Genomic DNA, 16,292 nt, shown 5'->3' on the forward strand with positions numbered 1-16,292 from the left:
ACTCCCGAGGAGTCGGCCGAGGCGGCCGCCGCGATCAACCGGATCCACGACCGCGTGCACGGCCGGCTGCCCCAGCCCGCCGGCGCGTTCGCGTCCGGCTCCCCCTACAGCGCTCACGATCCGACCCTGCTGGCTTGGGTCCACGCGACGCTGGTGGACACCTTCCTCCTCACCTACGAGCGCTTCGTGGCGCCACTCACGCCGGCCGAGCGCGACCGCTACTGCCGCGAGGCCGGTGGCACCGCGCCGCTCTTGGGCATTCCGCCGGATACGCTGCCCCGGAGCGCGGACGAGCTGACGGCCTACATGGAGCGGATGCTCGCGAGCGGCGAGATCGTGGTCACGGGCGCCGCGCAGGCGCTCGCGAGCGAAGTGCTCTCTCCCGGGTTCCCCTGGCCCGCGCGCCCCCTCCTTGCACTCGCGCGGCTGACTACCGTGGGTCTGCTGCCGCCGCCGATCCGCGAGGCCTACGGCTTCAAGTGGTCGCCGCGCAAGGAGCGGGCGCTATGCCTGCTGAGTGCCGCGACGCGGCGTAGCCTACCTCTCCTCCCACCCCTTGTGCGCCACTGGCCCCCCGCGCGTCGCGCGGCACGGCGCGAGCGGACCATCCACTCTCGGTGACACATCACAGCTAGAAAACCGCGATGGGGTTTACGGGCGAGCCGGTGACGTTCTTGAGGCGGAGCGGCGCGACCGTCAGCAGGAACTCCCAGCGCGTGCGCTCGGTTGCCGCGCGCGCCACGTCTTCGAGGTTCATGTTGTCGATGAGCCAGAGCCCCATGGCGACGAGCGAGATAACGTGGAAGGAGTTGCCGAGGGCCGGGTACGGCAGGGGCGCGATGTCGTTGTGCGTGTCGGTGCCGATCATGGCGACTCCGCGCTGGCGGAGCCACGGGCAGCAGGCGACGTGGAGCGCCGGCGTCCCGGCCTCCATTGGATTGACCGGCCCCTCGGCCAACCGCCGCGCGTAGTAGCCCGTCCGCACAAGGAGAATATCGCCCGACTCGACGCGCAGGCCCTGCGCCTTCTCCGCGGCCTCGAGGTCCTCGGGCATCACGCCCTCGCCTGGGCCCATCCAGCGAACGCTCTTCGCGCGCGCCACGTCCAGCAGGACACCGCGGCTGACCACGCCGTCGCGGAGCACCTCGACTGAGTTGACCGTGGCGCCCTCGCGGGAGGTGACGAGATTGGACGAGCGGCCGTTGTAGAACTGCCCCTGCCAGAAGTAGTGCGGCGGCGCGTCCACGTGCGTGATGGCGTAGCCGTGGAAGACCATGCCGATGAACTCGGCGGCGCCGCGCCGTTGGAGGATCCGCTCGTTCGAGTCGTGATCCCTGCCCTCGCCCGAGTCCACCATGAAGCGCATGGGCTGGATCGTCGTCTCGGCGGTGATCTCGGTGGACCAGGGGCGCGCGCAGGTGACGCTGACGCCGTCGCGCACGAGCTTTCCGGCCGCGATCCTCTTCTGGGGAGTGATCAGGTTGATCGTGCCCAGCTCGTCGTCCTTGCCCCAGCGCCCCCAGTTGGACAGGGTGCGCATGTACTCGCGCACCTGCGCCTCTGTCGGAGTGATCGCAACTGGCGGAGCGGTCGCCACGAGGTTAGCTACTTGAGCTCGCCGGAGTAGATCTTCATCACCGTCGACAGGAACTCCAGCGCGTGGGGCTTCTGGCGCTGGAACGAGTTCCGCCCGATGATGGAGCCGAAGCCGCCGCCGTCGCGGATGGCCCGGTACTCGTCGTACAGCGTCTCGTCGTTCTCCTTGGTCGCCCCGCCGGAGAAGATCACGATGCGCTGCCCGTCGAATGCCGACTGGACGACGTGGCGCACGCGCTCCGACAGCGTGGAGATCGGGACACCGGTTTTCTCGTAGACCTTTTTGGCCTCCGGCTGTTCGATGAACTGAGTGGGCGGCTTGACCTTGATGACGTGCGCGCCCAGCTGCGCGGCGATCTGCGCCGCATAGGCCACGACGTCGATCGCGGTCTCGCCCTCCTTGCTGATGTCGGTGCCGCGAGGGTACGACCAGACCACGGCGACCAGCCCATTGGCCTTGGCCTCGGCGACCATCTCGCGGCACTGCTGGTACATGGTCTGCGCGCTGGCCGAGCCCGGATAGATCGTGAATCCCACGGCGACACAGCCCAGCCGTACCGCGTCCTTGACCGAGCCTGTCACGGCCGAGAGCGGGTCCTTCTCGTCGTGGAGGAGGTCATGATCGTTGATCTTGAGGATGATCGGGATCTCGCCGGCGAACTCGGCCGCGCCCGCCTCGATGAAGCCCAGCGGCGCCGCGTAGGCGTTGCAGCCGGCCTCGATGGCGAGACGGAAATGGTACGCGGGATTGTAGGCCGGCGGGTTGACGGCGAAGCTCCGCGCCGGCCCGTGCTCGAAGCCCTGGTCCACCGGCAGGATGACGAGGCGGCCCGTGCCGGCCAGGCGTCCGTGGTTAAGCAGCCGGGCCAAGTTGGTGCGGGTGCCCGGGTTGTCGCTGGCGTACCAGGAGAGGATCTCGCGAATGCGCGGTTCCATTGGGGTCCCCGTCCTTTCTCTCAGTTGCCGGCGTAGAACTTTTCGGCGAGGGCGACGTCGTCGGGGCTGCCGACGATGATCGCCGCCCGCTGGTGGTATTCGCTCGCCTTGAGGTCGAGCACGCGCTCGGTGCCCGTGCTGGCGCGTCCCCCCGCCTGCTCGACGATCATGCCCATCGGCGCCACCTCATAGAGAAGCCGGAGCTTGCCCTTGGGCTTGGCTGGGTCGCGCATGTCGGCGGGGTACATGAAGAGCCCGCCTTCCAGCAGCGTCCGGTGCACGTCGGCGACCATGGCGCCGGAATAGCGCAGCGAATAGGGGCGCCCGGTCGCCTTGTCGGGCGTGCGCAGGTATTCCACGAACGCGCGCTGCCCCGGATGCCAGGTCGAGATGTTGCCCTCGTTGATGCCGTAGACCTTGCCCTTCTTCGGGATGCGGATGTCCGGGTGCGTCAGGAAGAACTCGCCCGTGGCGCGGTCCATCGTGAAGCCGTGCGTGCCGCTGCCCGCCGTGTACACGAGCGTTGTCGCGGGCCCGTACATGACATAGCCCGCGGCGATCTGCTCCGTGCCGGGGCCGAGCGCCGCCGGCCCCGCCGGATCCCACCCTCGGCTCGGGCGCAGGGAAAAGATCGTGCCGACCGTGCCGTTGACGTCAAGGTTGGAAGAGCCGTCCACCGGATCGCAGGCGACCACGAGGCCGGTCGACCCCTTGCCTTCGCGCATCTCGATGGGCTCGGGCGCCTCCTCGGAGACGAGCGCGGCGCACGCCCCGCTCTTGCGAAGCGCAGCCGTCACGATCTCGTGGCCCCAGACATCGAGCTTCTTGACCTGATCGCCCGTGACGTTGGTGCCGCCCGCGTAGCCGAGCTGGTCTCGCAGCGCCGCGTGGGCCAGCTCCTGTGCGATGACGGCTGCGACGCTGCCGATGCGGCTGACGACCAGGGCCATGCCGCGGGCCTGATCCGAGGCGAGCGTGGCCTGCTGCCGGGCAAGGTGCTCGTCGAGCGTCATCTTTGACGGGGCCACGTTTGGGATGCTAGGCGAAGGCCGGCGTTTAGTCAACCCGGAGCCTCGAGGCGGCGGGCGGGAGCCGTCCACCGGGGCGCTCCACACAGACCGCCGCGATCGCCCGGGCGCCCGGCACCTGTTACATGATCATGTCAGGGAGGGCCTGCTGCTCGGGTCGTGCCGCAGCACAGGAGGACGGGGACGGCGGGCCGGCCCTCGCACCTGAGAGCCCGAGATGGGCGAGGATCCGCTGGATGACGGCGGGGTCATCGATCGTGGCCGTCAGCTGCATCCGCCCGGCGCAGCGCGGACAGCGTAGGACATCCAAGCCGAAGGCCCGGCGCATCAGCGCCGTCCACGTCCAGTAGCCGGGCCGGTCCGCGCCCGGGCGTCCCGCCCCCGCCCTCCCCGCCCCCGCCCTCCCCGTTGGTTCGTTCCACTCCGTCGCTGGGTCACCCTCGGTGCGGCAAACGCCGGGAATCGCTCGATCTTCCCCTCCGCCGCTCGGATTTCAAGCTCGATGTTCTTCCCGTCCACCCAGCCCAACTCGCGCAATCCCTGCCGGAATGCGTCGAGGAGGTGCGCGGCGGCCGAAATGGAGCTGCTGATCATCACGCCTATCCGGTAGACCTTCCCAGGCTGCTGCGCATCGGCGATCAGAGGCGCGGTAAGGAGAACCGCACCACCTACCAGCAAGGAACGTGCGCCGGTTTATGACTGGGTCCTCCCGCCGGGGTCTGGGAGCCCTCCTTACAGGCTGGGCAGGAGTCTGGCAGAGCCTTCCTATCCGCTGCGCGTGGAGTCAGCTGCTGCCAGCGGAGGGCGTTGGACGCATATCCAGCGAACAGGTAGTAGCCGGCAGGAAAGCCGCCGATGACTAAGATGGCGATCGCGACTCCAAGCATGTCGTCACCTCCAGCGCGGATTGTCGGTAGCCGTCGGGCGCGACGCTTCGGGTCGCGAACCCTAGGTCGGGGCGAGGGGGGCGGGGGCAGCAGCCCGCGGTCAACTCCCGACGTCGGGAGCGCGCCATGACCGCCCCCCGTGTCAGCTCCGCTGTGCCCACAAATGTGCCCGCCAGCTCCTAGTTCCTGCCCCGCACCAGCTACCACGAGCCAAGACAGCAAACGAAAACCCCCCGGCAAGCTGCGAACTTACCGAGGGGCTTCTGTGGGCGCCCGAGCTTATGAGACCCCTGCTCTGCCACCTGAGCTACGCCGCCGAAAATCGCGTTGACACGAAAAACGCTTTGCTATAATCCCGCCGAACGACGTCCACCAGTAACGACTCCCGTCTCGCAAGTCAAGGCGGGGAAGGTCCGGAGGAGCTTTTCATGGCGTGGCTCGGCGATCGGCCATGGATCGAAGACGAGGAGAATCCCGTGTACGCGCAGGACGACGCCGAAGTCGAGAAGGAAGAGGACGACGAGGACGACGAGGACTTCGACGAGGATCCCGACGACCTCGATGACGACGACGACGAGGACGACCTGGACGACGAGCTCGACGACGAGGACGAGCTCGAGGACGACAAAGAGGAGGATGAGGACCTCGACGACAAAGGCGACAAGTGACAGCAGCGCCGTATCTCTAGTCTCTCGAAGGAGAATTCGATGGTATTGATGACCGACGCAGGCATTCCGTTCCTCTTGCGGTGGATCCATTTCCTGGCCGGGATCACCTGGATCGGACTTCTCTACTACCTCAATTTCGCCCAGACCCCGTTCTTCGCGGAGACCGAGGCCCCGGTGCGCAGCGGCGTCCAGCAGAAGCTCCTGCCCCGCGTCATGTGGTGGTTCCGCTGGGGCGCCATGATCACCTTCCTCAGCGGCTGGCTCTATCTCCTGGAGTACTGGCTCCACCGGGTCGGCGTGACAAATGCGCAGACCTGGGTCATCCTGCTGGGCGGTATCCTCGGCAGCGTCATGTGGTTCAATGTCTGGTTCGTGATCTGGCCGAGGCAGAAGCTGGTCATCCAGAACGCGCTCGATACGGCGGCCGGCAAGCCCGCCAATCCGGCGGTCGCGGCCGCCGGAGCCCGCGCGGGCCTGGCGTCGCGCACGAACGTCGTGTTCTCGATCCCGATGCTCTTCATGATGGGCTCGGCCAGCCACCTGCCCATGCCGATGCCCGGCTCAGGCGGGGCCTTCTGGCTGATCGCGCTGATCATCATCGCGCTCGTGGAGTGGAACTGCCTCGCCTTCGCCCCCGGCAAGCCCACGACGAAGTCGCTCGGCACCGTCAAGGGCACCCTCTGGTTCGGCTTCATCCTGACGGCGGTCTTTTATCTGCTCTTCGAGGTAATGAAGAAGAGCGGGTAGGCAGCAAGAAGCGGCGCGACTCACAGGCCGGGCGGGGCGTGATACCCCGCCCGGCCTTCGTCTGTCAGCCGCGAAGATCCTCGAGCAACTGCGCCTTGCTCTCGGCCTGGAGCTCGACGCGCGCGCGCACGGCGGGGTGGTCCACCACCAGATGGACGGGCGAGCTCGCGAAGGCACGGACGGCCTCGGGCGGGAACGCGAAGCGGACGAAGTGGACGGCGGAGAGCTTGCCCTTCTCCTCGTCGGAGTGTCCGGCCTCGAACTCGCCTGGGAGGGCGAAGTCCTTGCCCACCTGGATCCAGACCGTCGGCCCCGCGTCGATACCAATGAACCGGTCGAGCACGGCCTGGATCTGGTCCTTGTCGGTGATCTCGATGAAGAGCGTGGCGCTGAGCTCGCCCGGGCCCGGGAGGAGGGCGTTGTAGACGTCGAGCTCGTCCTGGACGCGGGCGTCGGCCGTGATCCGTTCGACGCGGCACATCTCCTGAATCTGCAAGAGCACGGTGTCGCGGTTCTCGAAGACGAAGCTCAGGTGCTCGCCCACGGGCACCCGGCGCACGCGCTTGAGATCGATCACCCTCCGCCGCATTTCGGCGCGCACCTTCTCGTATTCGAAGAAGTTCAGGACGTCCTTCAGTTGGATCTTGTCATGACCCGCCGGGCTCATGGTTCTTCGATTCCGTAGGCTTCGGCGAGGACCTGGATCGGGTGCCGTGCTGGGAGCCCAGTGCCTTGCTTGATCTGGAGCGCCGCCAGCGGACAGTCCGTCGCGACGCGGTCCGCGCCGGCCTCCCGGATGCCTTTGAAGAGCGGCTCGGCCAGCTTCATGGACAGCTGGAAGTATTCCTTCTTCATCCCCCACGTGCCGTCGACGGCGGAGCATTTCTCTATGGTCTCGACCTCCGCGCCCGTCAGGCGCAGCACGTCGGCCGACTTCGTGCCCATGTTCTGCGCCTTCAGGTGACAGGGCAGCTGGTAGGCGATCTTCCTCGGAGGATTCGGGAACCGGGTATCGAGCTGTCCGGCGGCGTGGAGCCCCGAGAGGTACTCGAAGAGATCGCGCGTGTGGCCGGCGACCAGATTGGCGTCCTCGGAGCCGTCGAGCCAGGGGTACTCCTGCTTGAGCATGTAGGAGCAGGTCGGCCCCGGCACCACGATCTCGCGTCCCTGCCTGACGGCTTCAGCCAGCGACTTGACGTTGTCGGCGATGAGACCTTTCGCCTCCTTCACCGCCCCGCCGTCGAGGTACGGCATGCCGCAGCAGCGCTGCGCCGGCAGCGAGACGTCCACCCCGTTTCGCTCGAGCACGGCGACGGCGGCCTTGCCCGTCGCGGGGTCATTGAACTCGACGGAGCACGTGGCGAAAAGCGCCACCCGAGCCCGAGGATGGAAGGACGGCGAGCGTCGCCGGTCGAACCAGGCCGAGAAGGTCTCGCGGTGGAAGGGCGGCAGCTGCCGGTCCTTGTGGATGCCGACGACGGCCTGCATGAGCGCGCGCTGCGGCGGCAGCGAGGACGCCCAGTTGGACAGCGGCGCCGTCAGGCTCCCGAGGCGCCCGACCAGCTCGGTGTTGCCGAGGAACCGGTCCTGGAGCGTCACGCCCTTCTGCCTGGCTTCCGCCGAGCGAGAGCGGAGCATGAGCCGCGGAAAGTCCACCTGCCAGCGGTGCGGCGGCGTGTACGGACAGTGGTTGTAGCAGAGCTTGCACTGGTAGCAGAGATCGACGACCTCCTTGACGTCCTTGGCCGGCAACTTCTCGACGTCGCCGTCCACCGCCTCCGTGTCGAGCCGGTCGAACATGACCTTGAACGACGGGCAGAGCGGCAGGCAGCGCCGGCAGCCGCTGCAGATGTCGTAGACGCGGCGAAGCTCGTGATCGACCAGTTCCAGGTTCCAGAATCCGGGCTGCCGAATGTCCAGCGTCATGTTGACCTCGTGACGTACGGCGGGGCGGCGCTCTTATGCCGCCCCGCCAACCAAAGAAGAAACAGGCTAGATCGCCTCGGCCGGGTCCTTGCCCGCGATCTGTTTCAGCCCCTTGGCGAAGCGGCCCGCGTGCGACTTCTCAGCCTTGGCCAGCGTCTCGAACCACTCCGCCAGCTCGGCGAAGCCCTCGTCGCGCGCGGTCTTGGCCATGCCCGGGTACATCTGCGTGTACTCGTAGGTCTCACCCGCGACGGCCGACTTGAGGTTCGCCTCGGTCTTGCCGAACGGCTCCCCCGTCGCCGGGTCGCCGACTTCCTTCAGGAAGTCCATGTGCCCGAAGGCGTGGCCGGTCTCGGCGTCGGCAGTGTCCTTGAAAAGGCCTGCCATGTCCGGGAAACCCTCGATGTCCGCCACGCGGGCGAAGTAGACGTACCGGCGGTTCGCCTGCGATTCGCCGGCGAACGCTTCCTTGAGGTTCTCGTGGCTCTTGGTGCCCTTGAGGCTCTTGCCTGCCATGGTGTGGCTCCTTATTAATGAAATGAGACCGTTGGGAAAACCCTACGGTGAACGTCGCGGCCGGTGCGGCCGGGCCTTCGCGGACCGGCACTGCGGACAGCGGCCGAAGAACTCGATGCGGTGGTGCGTGATGGCGAGTCCGGTGCGCGCCGCGATCCGCACGCGGAGCGCCTCGGCGTGGGGCTCGGCCAGCGGGCCGTCGACGTCCACGATCCGGCCGCAGCGCACGCACGTGAAGTGGTGGTGCGCGTCCATGTTGGCGTCGAACCGGGCGTGGGGACCCGGAATCTCGGCCGCCAACCCTTCGGCGACGAGGAGACGCAGGTTGCGGTAGACCGTGCCGAGGCTGACGCGGGGCAGCCGGCGGCGCACGAGGCGGTACACCCACTCGGCCGTCGGGTGCGACTCCGTGTCGCGCAGCACCTCGAGGATCACCCGCCGCGGGCCCGTCAGCCGGAGACCGTGGGCGCGGAGGGCCGCATCGGGACTCTTAGGAATGGTTCTCATTACGAAATGGAGGCTACACGCCCGCCGCCGGGCTGTCAAGGGCGACCCAGTTGCCGCGCCGGTGCCGCCTCGGGTAAACTTTCCATCTCAGGAGGACCTATCGGATGGCGCAGCCCCTCTGGCTTCGGATCGAGGGAGCCAGGCAGAACAACCTGAAGAACGTCACGCTCGCCATCCCGCACGACCGGGTGACGGTCGTGACCGGCGTGTCGGGCTCGGGCAAGTCCTCCCTCGCCTTCGACACGATCTTCGCCGAGGGGCAGTGGCGCTACATCGAATCCCTGTCGGCCTACGCCCGCATGTTCCTCGAGCGGCTCGACCGGCCCGACGTGGATCGCATCGAGCACATCCGCCCGGCGATCGCGCTCGAGCAGAAGAACCCGGTACGCACCGCGCGCTCCACCGTCGGCACGGCGACCGAGCTCCACGACTACCTGCGCCTGCTCTTCGCGAAGGTCGGGCGCGTCCACTGCCCCACATGCGGCAGCGAGGCGAGGAGCGACTCGGCCGAGCGCGTGGCGGACGAGCTGATCCGCGACCACCCGGGCGCGGGCGCCCTGGTCTGCTTTCCCCTGCCGGCCGCGCCGCGCCCCGATCCGAAGGCATTCGTGGCCGCCCTCGTGCAGCGCGGCTTCGCCCGCATCAAGGTGGGAGAGACGCTGCTCGACCTGGCCGAGGCGCAGTCGCCGGCGGTCACTCTGCCTGCCCTCGACGGCCAGCCCGTCCAGGTCGTGCTCGACCGCGTGACGCTTTCGCCCGGGAGCCGGCGCCGCATTACCGAGTCGCTCGAGACGGCTCTCGGCGAGGGCGACGGGCGCGCCGCCGTGGAGATCGTGGGACATGGCCCGCTGACGGTGAGCCGCGAGTTCCGCTGCCCGCGCTGCGAGATGCCCCTCGCGCGGCCCCAACCCCTCCTCTTCTCGTTCAACCATCCGCTCGGCGCCTGCCCCGAGTGCAAGGGCTTCGGTAACATCCTGCGTTACGACGAAGCGCTCGTCGTGCCCGACCCCTCGCGCAGCCTCGGCGAGGGCGCCGTCGCGCCCTGGTCGCAGCCCTCGGGGCGCCGGTACCAGAAGCAGCTCCTGAAGGCGGCCAAGAAGCGGGGCGTGGACATCTCGCGCCCCTACGCCCTACTCGCCCAGAAGGACCGCGACTGGATCTATCAGGGCGGCGACGACTTCCCCGGGATCCAGGGCTTCTTCGAGGAGATCGAGGGCTACCGGTACAAGCTCCACGTTCGCGTCTTCCTCTCCCGCTACCGCAGCCAGTGGCCCTGCCCGCGCTGCGGCGGGGCGCGGCTCCGTCCCGAGGCGCTGACGGTCACGGTCGGGGGCGCCACCATCGCCGACTGGAACGCCAAGACCGTCGAGGACCTCAACGCCTTCCTGGAGTCCATCAGCTTCACGCCGTGGGAGGCGGCGGTGGGGCGCGAGGCGCTCAAGCTGCTGCGCGCCAAGCTCTCCTTCCTCCAGCGAGTCGGGCTCGGCTACCTGACCCTCGGCCGCCAGACGCGCACGCTCTCGGGCGGCGAGGCCCAGCGCATTAACCTCGCCAACCAGCTGGGGGCGCAGCTGGTGGGCACGCTGTACGTGCTCGACGAGCCCTCGATCGGGCTCCACGCGCGCGACACCGAGCGGCTGGCCGAGCTCTGCCGCGAGCTGGCGCAGGCGGGCAACACCGTCATCATCGTCGAGCACGACCGGTCCTTCATCGAGTCCGCCGACTACCTGGTCGAGATGGGGCCGGGATCGGGCGAGCGTGGCGGCGCGGTCGTCTTCGCGGGTACCCAGGCCGAGTTCGCCAAGGACCCGCGCTCGCTCACCGCCGCGTACCTGACCGGCCGGGAGAGCATCCCGCTGCCCCTGACGCGGCGTGAGGGGCGTCGTGCCCTCGTGATCCGCGGCGCGCGTGAGCACAACTTGAAAAATCTGACCGTGCGCATCCCGCTCCATACCCTCACCTGCGTCACGGGCGTCTCGGGCTCCGGCAAGTCCACGCTCGTCCACGACACGCTCTACCGCGTGCTGGCGCGCCACTTCAAGATCGAGCCGGCGCGTCCCGGCGCCCATGACGAAGTCCGCGGGGTGGAGTTCGTCAAGGGCATCCACCTGATCGACCAGGAACCCATCGGCCGCACGCCGCGCTCGAACCCCGTCACCTACGTCAAGGCCTTCGACGAGATCCGCAAGCTCTTCGCCGGGCTGCCGCGGGCCAAGGCGCTTGGGCTCGCCGCGGGCGCCTTCTCCTTCAACGTGCCCGGCGGACGCTGCGAGGCCTGCCAGGGCGACGGCCTGCAGAAGCTCGAGATGTACTTCTTCGAGGACGTCTACGTCACCTGCCAAGAGTGCGAAGGACGGCGGTACCGCCCGGACGTGCTGCAGGTCACCTACAAGAACCGCAACATCAGCCAGGTGCTGCGGCAGACGGTGGACGAGGCCGTCGAGTTCTTCGCGGCGCAGCCGGTCCTCGCGCGGCGGCTCAAGGGGCTGCAGGAGGTGGGCCTGGGCTATCTCCGCCTCGGCCAGCCGGCGACGACGCTCTCCGGCGGCGAGGCCCAGCGCCTCAAGATCGCGGCGGAGCTCTCCGCCAAGCTCGCCTCGGACATGCTCTACATCCTCGACGAGCCGACGACGGGCCTGCACCTGGACGACGTGAAGAAGCTCCTCGTGGTGCTCAACCGCCTCGTGGACGCGGGCAACACGGTCCTCGTGGTGGAGCACCATCTCGACGTCGTCAAGACGGCGGATTGGGTCATTGACCTCGGCCCCGAGGGCGGCGCGGCCGGCGGCGAGATCGTCGCCGAAGGCACGCCTGAGCAGGTCGCCCAAAGCGTCGGCTCGTACACCGGCAAGTTCCTGCGCGATCTCCTGCCGCGGCCCAACGGCCTGCCGCGGCCCAATGGAAGGACGGCGCCGGGCGCCACTGAGTGAGGCCCGCTCCGTTCTACGGCTGGGTGGTCGTGGGGGCGGCCTTCTCCGTCCTCTTCATGGCCTACGGCGCCCAGTTCTCCTTCGGGGTCTTCTTCTCCGCGCTGCTCGAGGAGTTCGGCTGGAGCCGCGGCGCGCTCTCCGGCGCCTTCGCGCTCTACGCCTTCGGCTACAGCGGCCTGGCCGCCGTCTCGGGCCGGTTGACGGACCGCTGGGGGCCGCGCGCCGTCATCGCCACGGGCGGCGTGTTCCTCGGCGCGGGCTGGATCGCCATGAGCGCGACCAGCGCAATCTGGCACCCCTACGTCTTCTACGGCGTCGTGGCCGCCGTCGGCATGTCCACGGCGAACGTCCCCTGCACCGCCACGGTGGCTCGCTGGTTCGCCAGACGGCGGGGGCTCGCCACGGGCCTGGCCTCGGCGGGCGGCAGCTTCGGCGCCTTCTGCCTGCCGCCGATCGCCCAGCTCCTCGTGTCGGGCGTCGGCTGGCGCCGAGCCTACGTCATCTTCGGCACGGCTATCCTCCTGATTGTCAACCTGCTAGCCCCGCTCATGAAGCGCGATCCCGAGGGACTCGGCCTCACGCCCGATGGCGACCCACCCAGCGAGCACACCGGCGCCGTGGCCGCACGGGGCACGGATTACACGATGAGCCAGGCCATGCGGACACGGGCCTTCTGGGTGCTCTTCGCCCTCTTCGCGGCCACGTGGATCCCGATCTTCGCGCCTTTGGTCCATCTGGTGCCCCTGGCCCGTGGGCTGGGTGTCGACCCGCTCGTGGCGACGACGCTCGTGAGCGCGCTCGGCATGGCGGGCATCGTCGGCCGCCTCATCATGGGCAGCCTCTCGGACCGCATCGGCCGCCGGCCGGCGATCGGCATCGGGCTCGTCCTTCAGATTTTGGCCTTTCTCGGGTTCGCGGTGGCCGACGCCCTGCCCGGCCTCTACGCCGCATCGATCGCGTTCGGGTTCTCTTACGGCGCTGTCGCGTCGCTCTTCCCCGCGATCGTGGCGGATTTCTTCGGTCGCGAGCGGGCCGGCAGTCTCGTCGGCCTGCTCTTCGCGATGTCGGGCTCGATGGCGGCCTTGGGCCCGCTGGGGGCCGGCTTCATTTATGATCGCACCGGCAGCTACGGCCCGGCCTGGGTCGGCAGCGCGGCGCTCAACGTGGTAGCGCTGGGGCTCCTTGCCTGGGCCCGGCCGCCGCGTCGGCTCGAACTCTCTCTCAAGGAGGCGTGATGGCTGGGCTCAAGGACAAGTACTGCATCGTGGGCGTGGGCGAGACGGAGTACAGCAAGCATTCGGGCCGGAGCACGCGGGCCATGGCGGTCGAGGCCGTGAAAACGGCCATGGCCGACGCGGGGCTCAAGGCCGCCGCCGTGGACGGCATGATGTCCTACCAGAGCGGTGACTCGACGCCGGCCAACTGGGTCGCCCCCGACCTGGGCATCCGCCTCAACTTCTACATGGACGTGTTCGGCGGCGGCTCCTCGACCGAGGCGCTGGTGGGCCTGGCGATGGGCGCGATCGAGTCGGGCATGTGCAACACGGTGGCGATCTTCCGCTCCATGAACGGCTACTCTGACTTCCGCATCGGCGGCACGGGCGCGCGGGCGGCCCAGCCCGTGCGCGGGCTCGACCTGGCGCAGGTGCCCTTCGGGATGCGCAGCGCCGGGCAGAACTTCGCGCCCACGTTCATGCGCCACATGTACGAGTACGGCACGACCTCCGAGCAGGTGGCGCGCGTGCGCGTGGCGCACAGCAAACACGCCTCGCAGAACCCCAAGGCGCTCCTGAAGGACCGCGTCACGGTCGAGGACGTCGTCGGCTCGCGCTGGATCACGAAGCCTCTCCATCTCCTCGACTGCTGCGTCGAGACGGACAACGCGACCTGCATCATCGTCACCTCGGCCGAGCGCGCGCGCGACCTCAAGCAGAAGCCCGCCTACGTCATGGGCGTGGCCGGCCGGGTCAACAAGGCGCGCACCGACTTCCACTGGGCCGCCGGTCCCATCTCCCGCGTCGCCGGCTACTACGCCAAGGACATCGTCTTCGGCCAGGCCGGCATCAAGCCCGAGGACGTGGACGTCACGGGCTCCTACGACGCCTTCACCTTCACGACCATGCTCCAGCTCGAGGAGTACGGCTTCTGCAAGAAGGGCGAGGGCGGGCAGTACGTGTCGAGCGGCATCATCGAGCTGGGCGGCAAGCGGCCGAACAACACCTCGGGCAGCCACCTCTGCGAAGGCTACACCCACGGCATGAGCATGGTCATCGAGAACGTCCGACAGCTGCGCGGGCGCGTGGACGACTACTGCCCAGGCTGGGCGGAGGGTAAGCACAGCTACGACTACTCCCCGGGCAAGTGCCGGCAGGTCAAGGACGCGAAGATCACGATGAACCTCGGATGGGCGATGCCGCCGACGGGCTCAGCCCTGATCCTCCATAGTTAGGAGCGATAGAAATGGCCAACGTCGAATACCGCGGTATGAACCTGGTGATCCCTGAGAATGACTCGGAGTGGCGCGAGCACTTCAAGCTGGCGCGCGGTCACAAGCTGATGCTGCGCGCCTGCAAGGCTTGCAGCCTCCTGCGCTACCCGCCAAGCCACGCCTGCCCCTGGTGCGCCGCCCTCGAGTGGGAATGGAAGGAGGTCAGCGGCAAGGGGCACATCTATTCCTACGAGGTGGTGCACCACGCCATCCAGCCGGGCTTCAAGGAGTGGACGCCCTACGCGGTTGTGCTGGTGGAGCTCGACGAGCAGCGCGGCAAGCCCACAGCGGACGAGGCGCTCAGGATCATCGCCAACCTCGTAACCCCGGACGGAAAGCCCGAGGCCGAGGCCAAGGTCGCCATCGGCAAGCGCGTGCGCGTGGTCTTCCAGGACCTCGCGGCGGACTTCGCCCTGCCCCAGTTCACGCTGACAGACGAGCCCCCCGTCGGCCGCGTCTGGAGCCTTCCGACCTAGCCCCGCGTGAGGCGCGAGACGATCTCGTCGAAGACCTTGTCGGCCAGCGCCCTGACCTCTTCGCGGGTGAGAGTCTGGATCGGGTGCTGCACCATGATGGTCTTGTAGGCGTCGGCGCCCAAGGCGGATGCCTGGGCGCGCGCGGCCTTGGCGAACTCGGTCGAGATCACCGTCGCCGTCGGAAGCCCCTGGTCCTCGAAATACACGCCGTCGTGCACACTGCACGTTGTGCAGGACCCTCAGTCGGCGAGCGCCTCGATGACGGCGTCGCTCGTCTTCAGGATCTCCGCGCGCAGGTCCTCCGGCGCGGGCCGCGCGAATGTCGGCTTCTTCTTCCTCACAATGGCCTTGGGCTTGGCGCGCTCGCGCAGCAGCTCCTCCACGCGGTCGAGCAGGTGGTCGCCCTTGGCCTTGGAGATGTCGAGGAGCGTGATCACCTTGCCGTCGAGCGTGGCCAGGCGCGCGGCGGTCTTGCGCGGCACCGCGACGGAGTCGGTCGGATCCAGGAACTCTTCGGTCATCATAGGCCCTCCCGGGGCGATTGTACCTTCTTAATGACCAGGCGCGACATCTTCGGGAAGGTCCAGCCCGGGATGACGGCCGAGAAGCGGCCCGCGGTGCCGCCCGCCACCACGAACTTGAGGTTGCCCGGCTCGCGGAACTTCGGGATCAGCGTCGCGTCGGTCTCCGGGTGCGGGAACTTGGCCATCACGTGAGCGGGCAGCCCATCGCCGCCGTCCAGCCCTGGGATCAGCTCGCTGACGGGCTTGCGCAGCCGGTGCCAGAGGAAATCGCGCATGTCGGCCTTGCTCCAGCCGTCGCCCGCGACCGTGCGCGCGTGCTCGGGCGAGAGCACGACCAGCGTGTCGCCGTGGTGCGTGGACTTGTGGTGCGAGATGACTTCCAGCGAGCGTGAGATGGTGATGAGGAGGTCCTTGGCCGTCAGGCTCCGGTGGTCGTAGACGCCATGGGGCGCCTCTGCTGCGAACGCCGCGACCGTGCTCTCGTCCTGGGCGAAGCCGTGTTCGACGGCCAGCGAGTCCCAGGGGTTTTCTTCCTCGTGCTCGCCGATGCAGTAGGTGTAGCGCCCCGGGTGCGCCATCGTGGACATGCTCATGGTTCGGGCCGACGCTCCACCCACATTGGCGACGATGAGTCGCAGCGCCCGCCCGATCGTCGCGTTGGCGCGCCAGCCAGGCCCGAAAGCTCCAGCGGCGCAGTTGATGTCGAGCGCTGCACGCGCGGGGCCGTTGACGATGAAGAGCGGCGAGTGAAAGTTGGTCGTGGCGGAGACGCCGTGAAGATCGAAGGCGTCGTCGCACATGGCCTCGACCCCGGCGATCACGACGGGCAGGTACTCGGGGCGACAGCCGGCCATGACCGCGTTGACCGCGATCTTCTCGACGGTGGCGCGGCCGAAATTCGGCGGCACCAGCGCGACCAGCTCGCCGGCCTCACGCCCCGAACCCGCGACCATCGCGGCGACGCGCTCGCGCGTGGGAGGAACGACGGGAAGGCCGTCGGTGACGCCGCGCTCGAAGAGAGTCTCGAAGGGATCCTGCTCAGGCTGAGGCACAGGCACCCCGC

16 protein-coding genes are annotated in these 16,292 nt (G+C 68.5%); 7 read left to right on the forward strand and 9 right to left on the reverse strand.

Annotated elements, in window-relative coordinates; all coding sequences use genetic code 11:
- The coding region (locus tag VGV06_16925) for an oxygenase MpaB family protein (protein HEV2056826.1) at positions 1-621 on the forward strand (621 nt) is incomplete at its 5' end.
- 10 nt (positions 622-631) lie between these two features.
- On the opposite strand, the gene VGV06_16930 is transcribed toward VGV06_16925, so the two are convergent.
- From VGV06_16930 to VGV06_16940, 3 genes are read right to left on the reverse strand one after another with little or no spacing between them, the layout of a single operon-like run.
- Positions 632-1,597: a cyclase family protein gene (locus VGV06_16930; GenBank protein ID HEV2056827.1), complete on the reverse strand. Its 966-nt coding sequence runs from the start codon at positions 1,595-1,597 to the stop codon at positions 632-634.
- An 8-nt stretch (positions 1,598-1,605) separates the two neighbouring features.
- Positions 1,606-2,532 carry a class I fructose-bisphosphate aldolase gene (locus VGV06_16935; GenBank protein HEV2056828.1) on the reverse strand — a complete coding sequence of 309 codons (927 nt, stop codon included), beginning with the start codon at positions 2,530-2,532 and terminating at the stop codon, positions 1,606-1,608.
- Positions 2,533-2,552: 20 nt separating this feature from the next.
- Complete coding sequence (locus tag VGV06_16940; protein HEV2056829.1) at positions 2,553-3,560, reverse strand: class 1 fructose-bisphosphatase; 1,008 nt, start codon at positions 3,558-3,560, stop codon at positions 2,553-2,555.
- Positions 3,561-4,875: 1,315 nt separating this feature from the next.
- Here VGV06_16940 and VGV06_16945 point away from each other — a divergent pair.
- Together VGV06_16945 and VGV06_16950 are read left to right on the forward strand one after the other, a co-directional pair.
- Complete coding sequence (locus VGV06_16945; protein HEV2056830.1) at positions 4,876-5,115, forward strand: hypothetical protein; 240 nt, start codon at positions 4,876-4,878, stop codon at positions 5,113-5,115.
- A gap of 39 nt (positions 5,116-5,154) precedes the next feature.
- Positions 5,155-5,862 carry a urate hydroxylase PuuD gene (locus VGV06_16950; GenBank protein ID HEV2056831.1) on the forward strand — a complete coding sequence of 236 codons (708 nt, stop codon included), beginning with the start codon at positions 5,155-5,157 and terminating at the stop codon, positions 5,860-5,862.
- Positions 5,863-5,926: 64 nt separating this feature from the next.
- On the opposite strand, the gene VGV06_16955 is transcribed toward VGV06_16950, so the two are convergent.
- From VGV06_16955 to VGV06_16970, 4 genes are all read right to left on the reverse strand, one after another.
- Positions 5,927-6,529, reverse strand: coding sequence for a DUF3501 family protein (locus VGV06_16955; GenBank protein HEV2056832.1), 603 nt, complete (start codon positions 6,527-6,529; stop codon positions 5,927-5,929).
- Positions 6,526-7,788 (reverse strand): anaerobic glycerol-3-phosphate dehydrogenase subunit C, encoded by a 1,263-nt coding sequence (locus VGV06_16960; protein ID HEV2056833.1) that lies wholly within the window; start codon positions 7,786-7,788, stop codon positions 6,526-6,528. The genes VGV06_16955 and VGV06_16960 overlap by 4 nt, the downstream gene beginning before the upstream one ends.
- Before the next feature lie 66 nt (positions 7,789-7,854).
- Positions 7,855-8,304, reverse strand: a complete 450-nt coding sequence (locus VGV06_16965; protein ID HEV2056834.1) for a rubrerythrin family protein — start codon at positions 8,302-8,304, stop codon at positions 7,855-7,857.
- Between the two features lie 42 nt (positions 8,305-8,346).
- Positions 8,347-8,811 (reverse strand): transcriptional repressor, encoded by a 465-nt coding sequence (locus VGV06_16970; protein ID HEV2056835.1) that lies wholly within the window; start codon positions 8,809-8,811, stop codon positions 8,347-8,349.
- A gap of 104 nt (positions 8,812-8,915) precedes the next feature.
- On the opposite strand from VGV06_16970, the gene uvrA reads away from it, so the two are divergent.
- The 4 genes from uvrA to VGV06_16990 are packed head-to-tail and all read left to right on the forward strand — an operon-like array spanning position 8,916 to position 14,705.
- Complete coding sequence (gene uvrA, locus VGV06_16975) at positions 8,916-11,741, forward strand: excinuclease ABC subunit UvrA (GenBank protein ID HEV2056836.1); 2,826 nt, start codon at positions 8,916-8,918, stop codon at positions 11,739-11,741.
- The gene (locus tag VGV06_16980) at positions 11,738-12,976 is read left to right on the forward strand and encodes an MFS transporter (protein ID HEV2056837.1); all 1,239 of its coding nucleotides are present in this window, start codon (positions 11,738-11,740) and stop codon (positions 12,974-12,976) included. The genes uvrA and VGV06_16980 overlap by 4 nt, the downstream gene beginning before the upstream one ends.
- On the forward strand, positions 12,976-14,190 hold the full coding sequence (locus VGV06_16985) for a hypothetical protein (GenBank protein HEV2056838.1): 1,215 nt from the start codon (positions 12,976-12,978) through the stop codon (positions 14,188-14,190). Before VGV06_16980 ends, VGV06_16985 begins: the two co-directional genes overlap by 1 nt.
- 11 nt (positions 14,191-14,201) lie before the next feature.
- Complete coding sequence (locus VGV06_16990; GenBank protein HEV2056839.1) at positions 14,202-14,705, forward strand: OB-fold domain-containing protein; 504 nt, start codon at positions 14,202-14,204, stop codon at positions 14,703-14,705.
- Here VGV06_16990 and VGV06_16995 read toward each other — a convergent pair.
- Together VGV06_16995 and VGV06_17000 are read right to left on the reverse strand one after the other, a co-directional pair.
- The gene (locus VGV06_16995) at positions 14,702-15,226 is read right to left on the reverse strand and encodes a UGSC family (seleno)protein (protein ID HEV2056840.1); all 525 of its coding nucleotides are present in this window, start codon (positions 15,224-15,226) and stop codon (positions 14,702-14,704) included. The two genes, VGV06_16990 and VGV06_16995, sit on opposite strands and share 4 nt — an antisense overlap.
- Positions 15,226-16,281 carry a hypothetical protein gene (locus VGV06_17000; protein ID HEV2056841.1) on the reverse strand — a complete coding sequence of 352 codons (1,056 nt, stop codon included), beginning with the start codon at positions 16,279-16,281 and terminating at the stop codon, positions 15,226-15,228. The genes VGV06_16995 and VGV06_17000 overlap by 1 nt, the downstream gene beginning before the upstream one ends.
- Positions 16,282-16,292 lie beyond the last annotated feature (11 nt).

This window comes from Candidatus Methylomirabilota bacterium, assembly GCA_035936835.1.
GTDB lineage: Bacteria > Methylomirabilota > Methylomirabilia > Rokubacteriales > CSP1-6 > AR37.

Bases quoted from the DNA above. Each gene is read 5' to 3' on its own strand.
- VGV06_16965 (HEV2056834.1), bottom strand. From the start codon at position 8,304: ATGGCAGGCAAGAGCCTCAAGGGCACCAAGAGCCACGAGAACCTCAAG.
- VGV06_16935 (HEV2056828.1), bottom strand. From the start codon at position 2,532: ATGGAACCGCGCATTCGCGAGATCCTCTCCTGGTACGCCAGCGACAAC.
- VGV06_16955 (HEV2056832.1), bottom strand. From the start codon at position 6,529: ATGAGCCCGGCGGGTCATGACAAGATCCAACTGAAGGACGTCCTGAAC.
- uvrA (HEV2056836.1), top strand. From the start codon at position 8,916: ATGGCGCAGCCCCTCTGGCTTCGGATCGAGGGAGCCAGGCAGAACAAC.
- VGV06_16950 (HEV2056831.1), top strand. From the start codon at position 5,155: ATGGTATTGATGACCGACGCAGGCATTCCGTTCCTCTTGCGGTGGATC.
- VGV06_16990 (HEV2056839.1), top strand. From the start codon at position 14,202: ATGGCCAACGTCGAATACCGCGGTATGAACCTGGTGATCCCTGAGAAT.
- VGV06_16945 (HEV2056830.1), top strand. From the start codon at position 4,876: ATGGCGTGGCTCGGCGATCGGCCATGGATCGAAGACGAGGAGAATCCC.
- VGV06_16970 (HEV2056835.1), bottom strand. From the start codon at position 8,811: ATGAGAACCATTCCTAAGAGTCCCGATGCGGCCCTCCGCGCCCACGGT.
- VGV06_16960 (HEV2056833.1), bottom strand. From the start codon at position 7,788: ATGACGCTGGACATTCGGCAGCCCGGATTCTGGAACCTGGAACTGGTC.
- VGV06_16985 (HEV2056838.1), top strand. From the start codon at position 12,976: ATGGCTGGGCTCAAGGACAAGTACTGCATCGTGGGCGTGGGCGAGACG.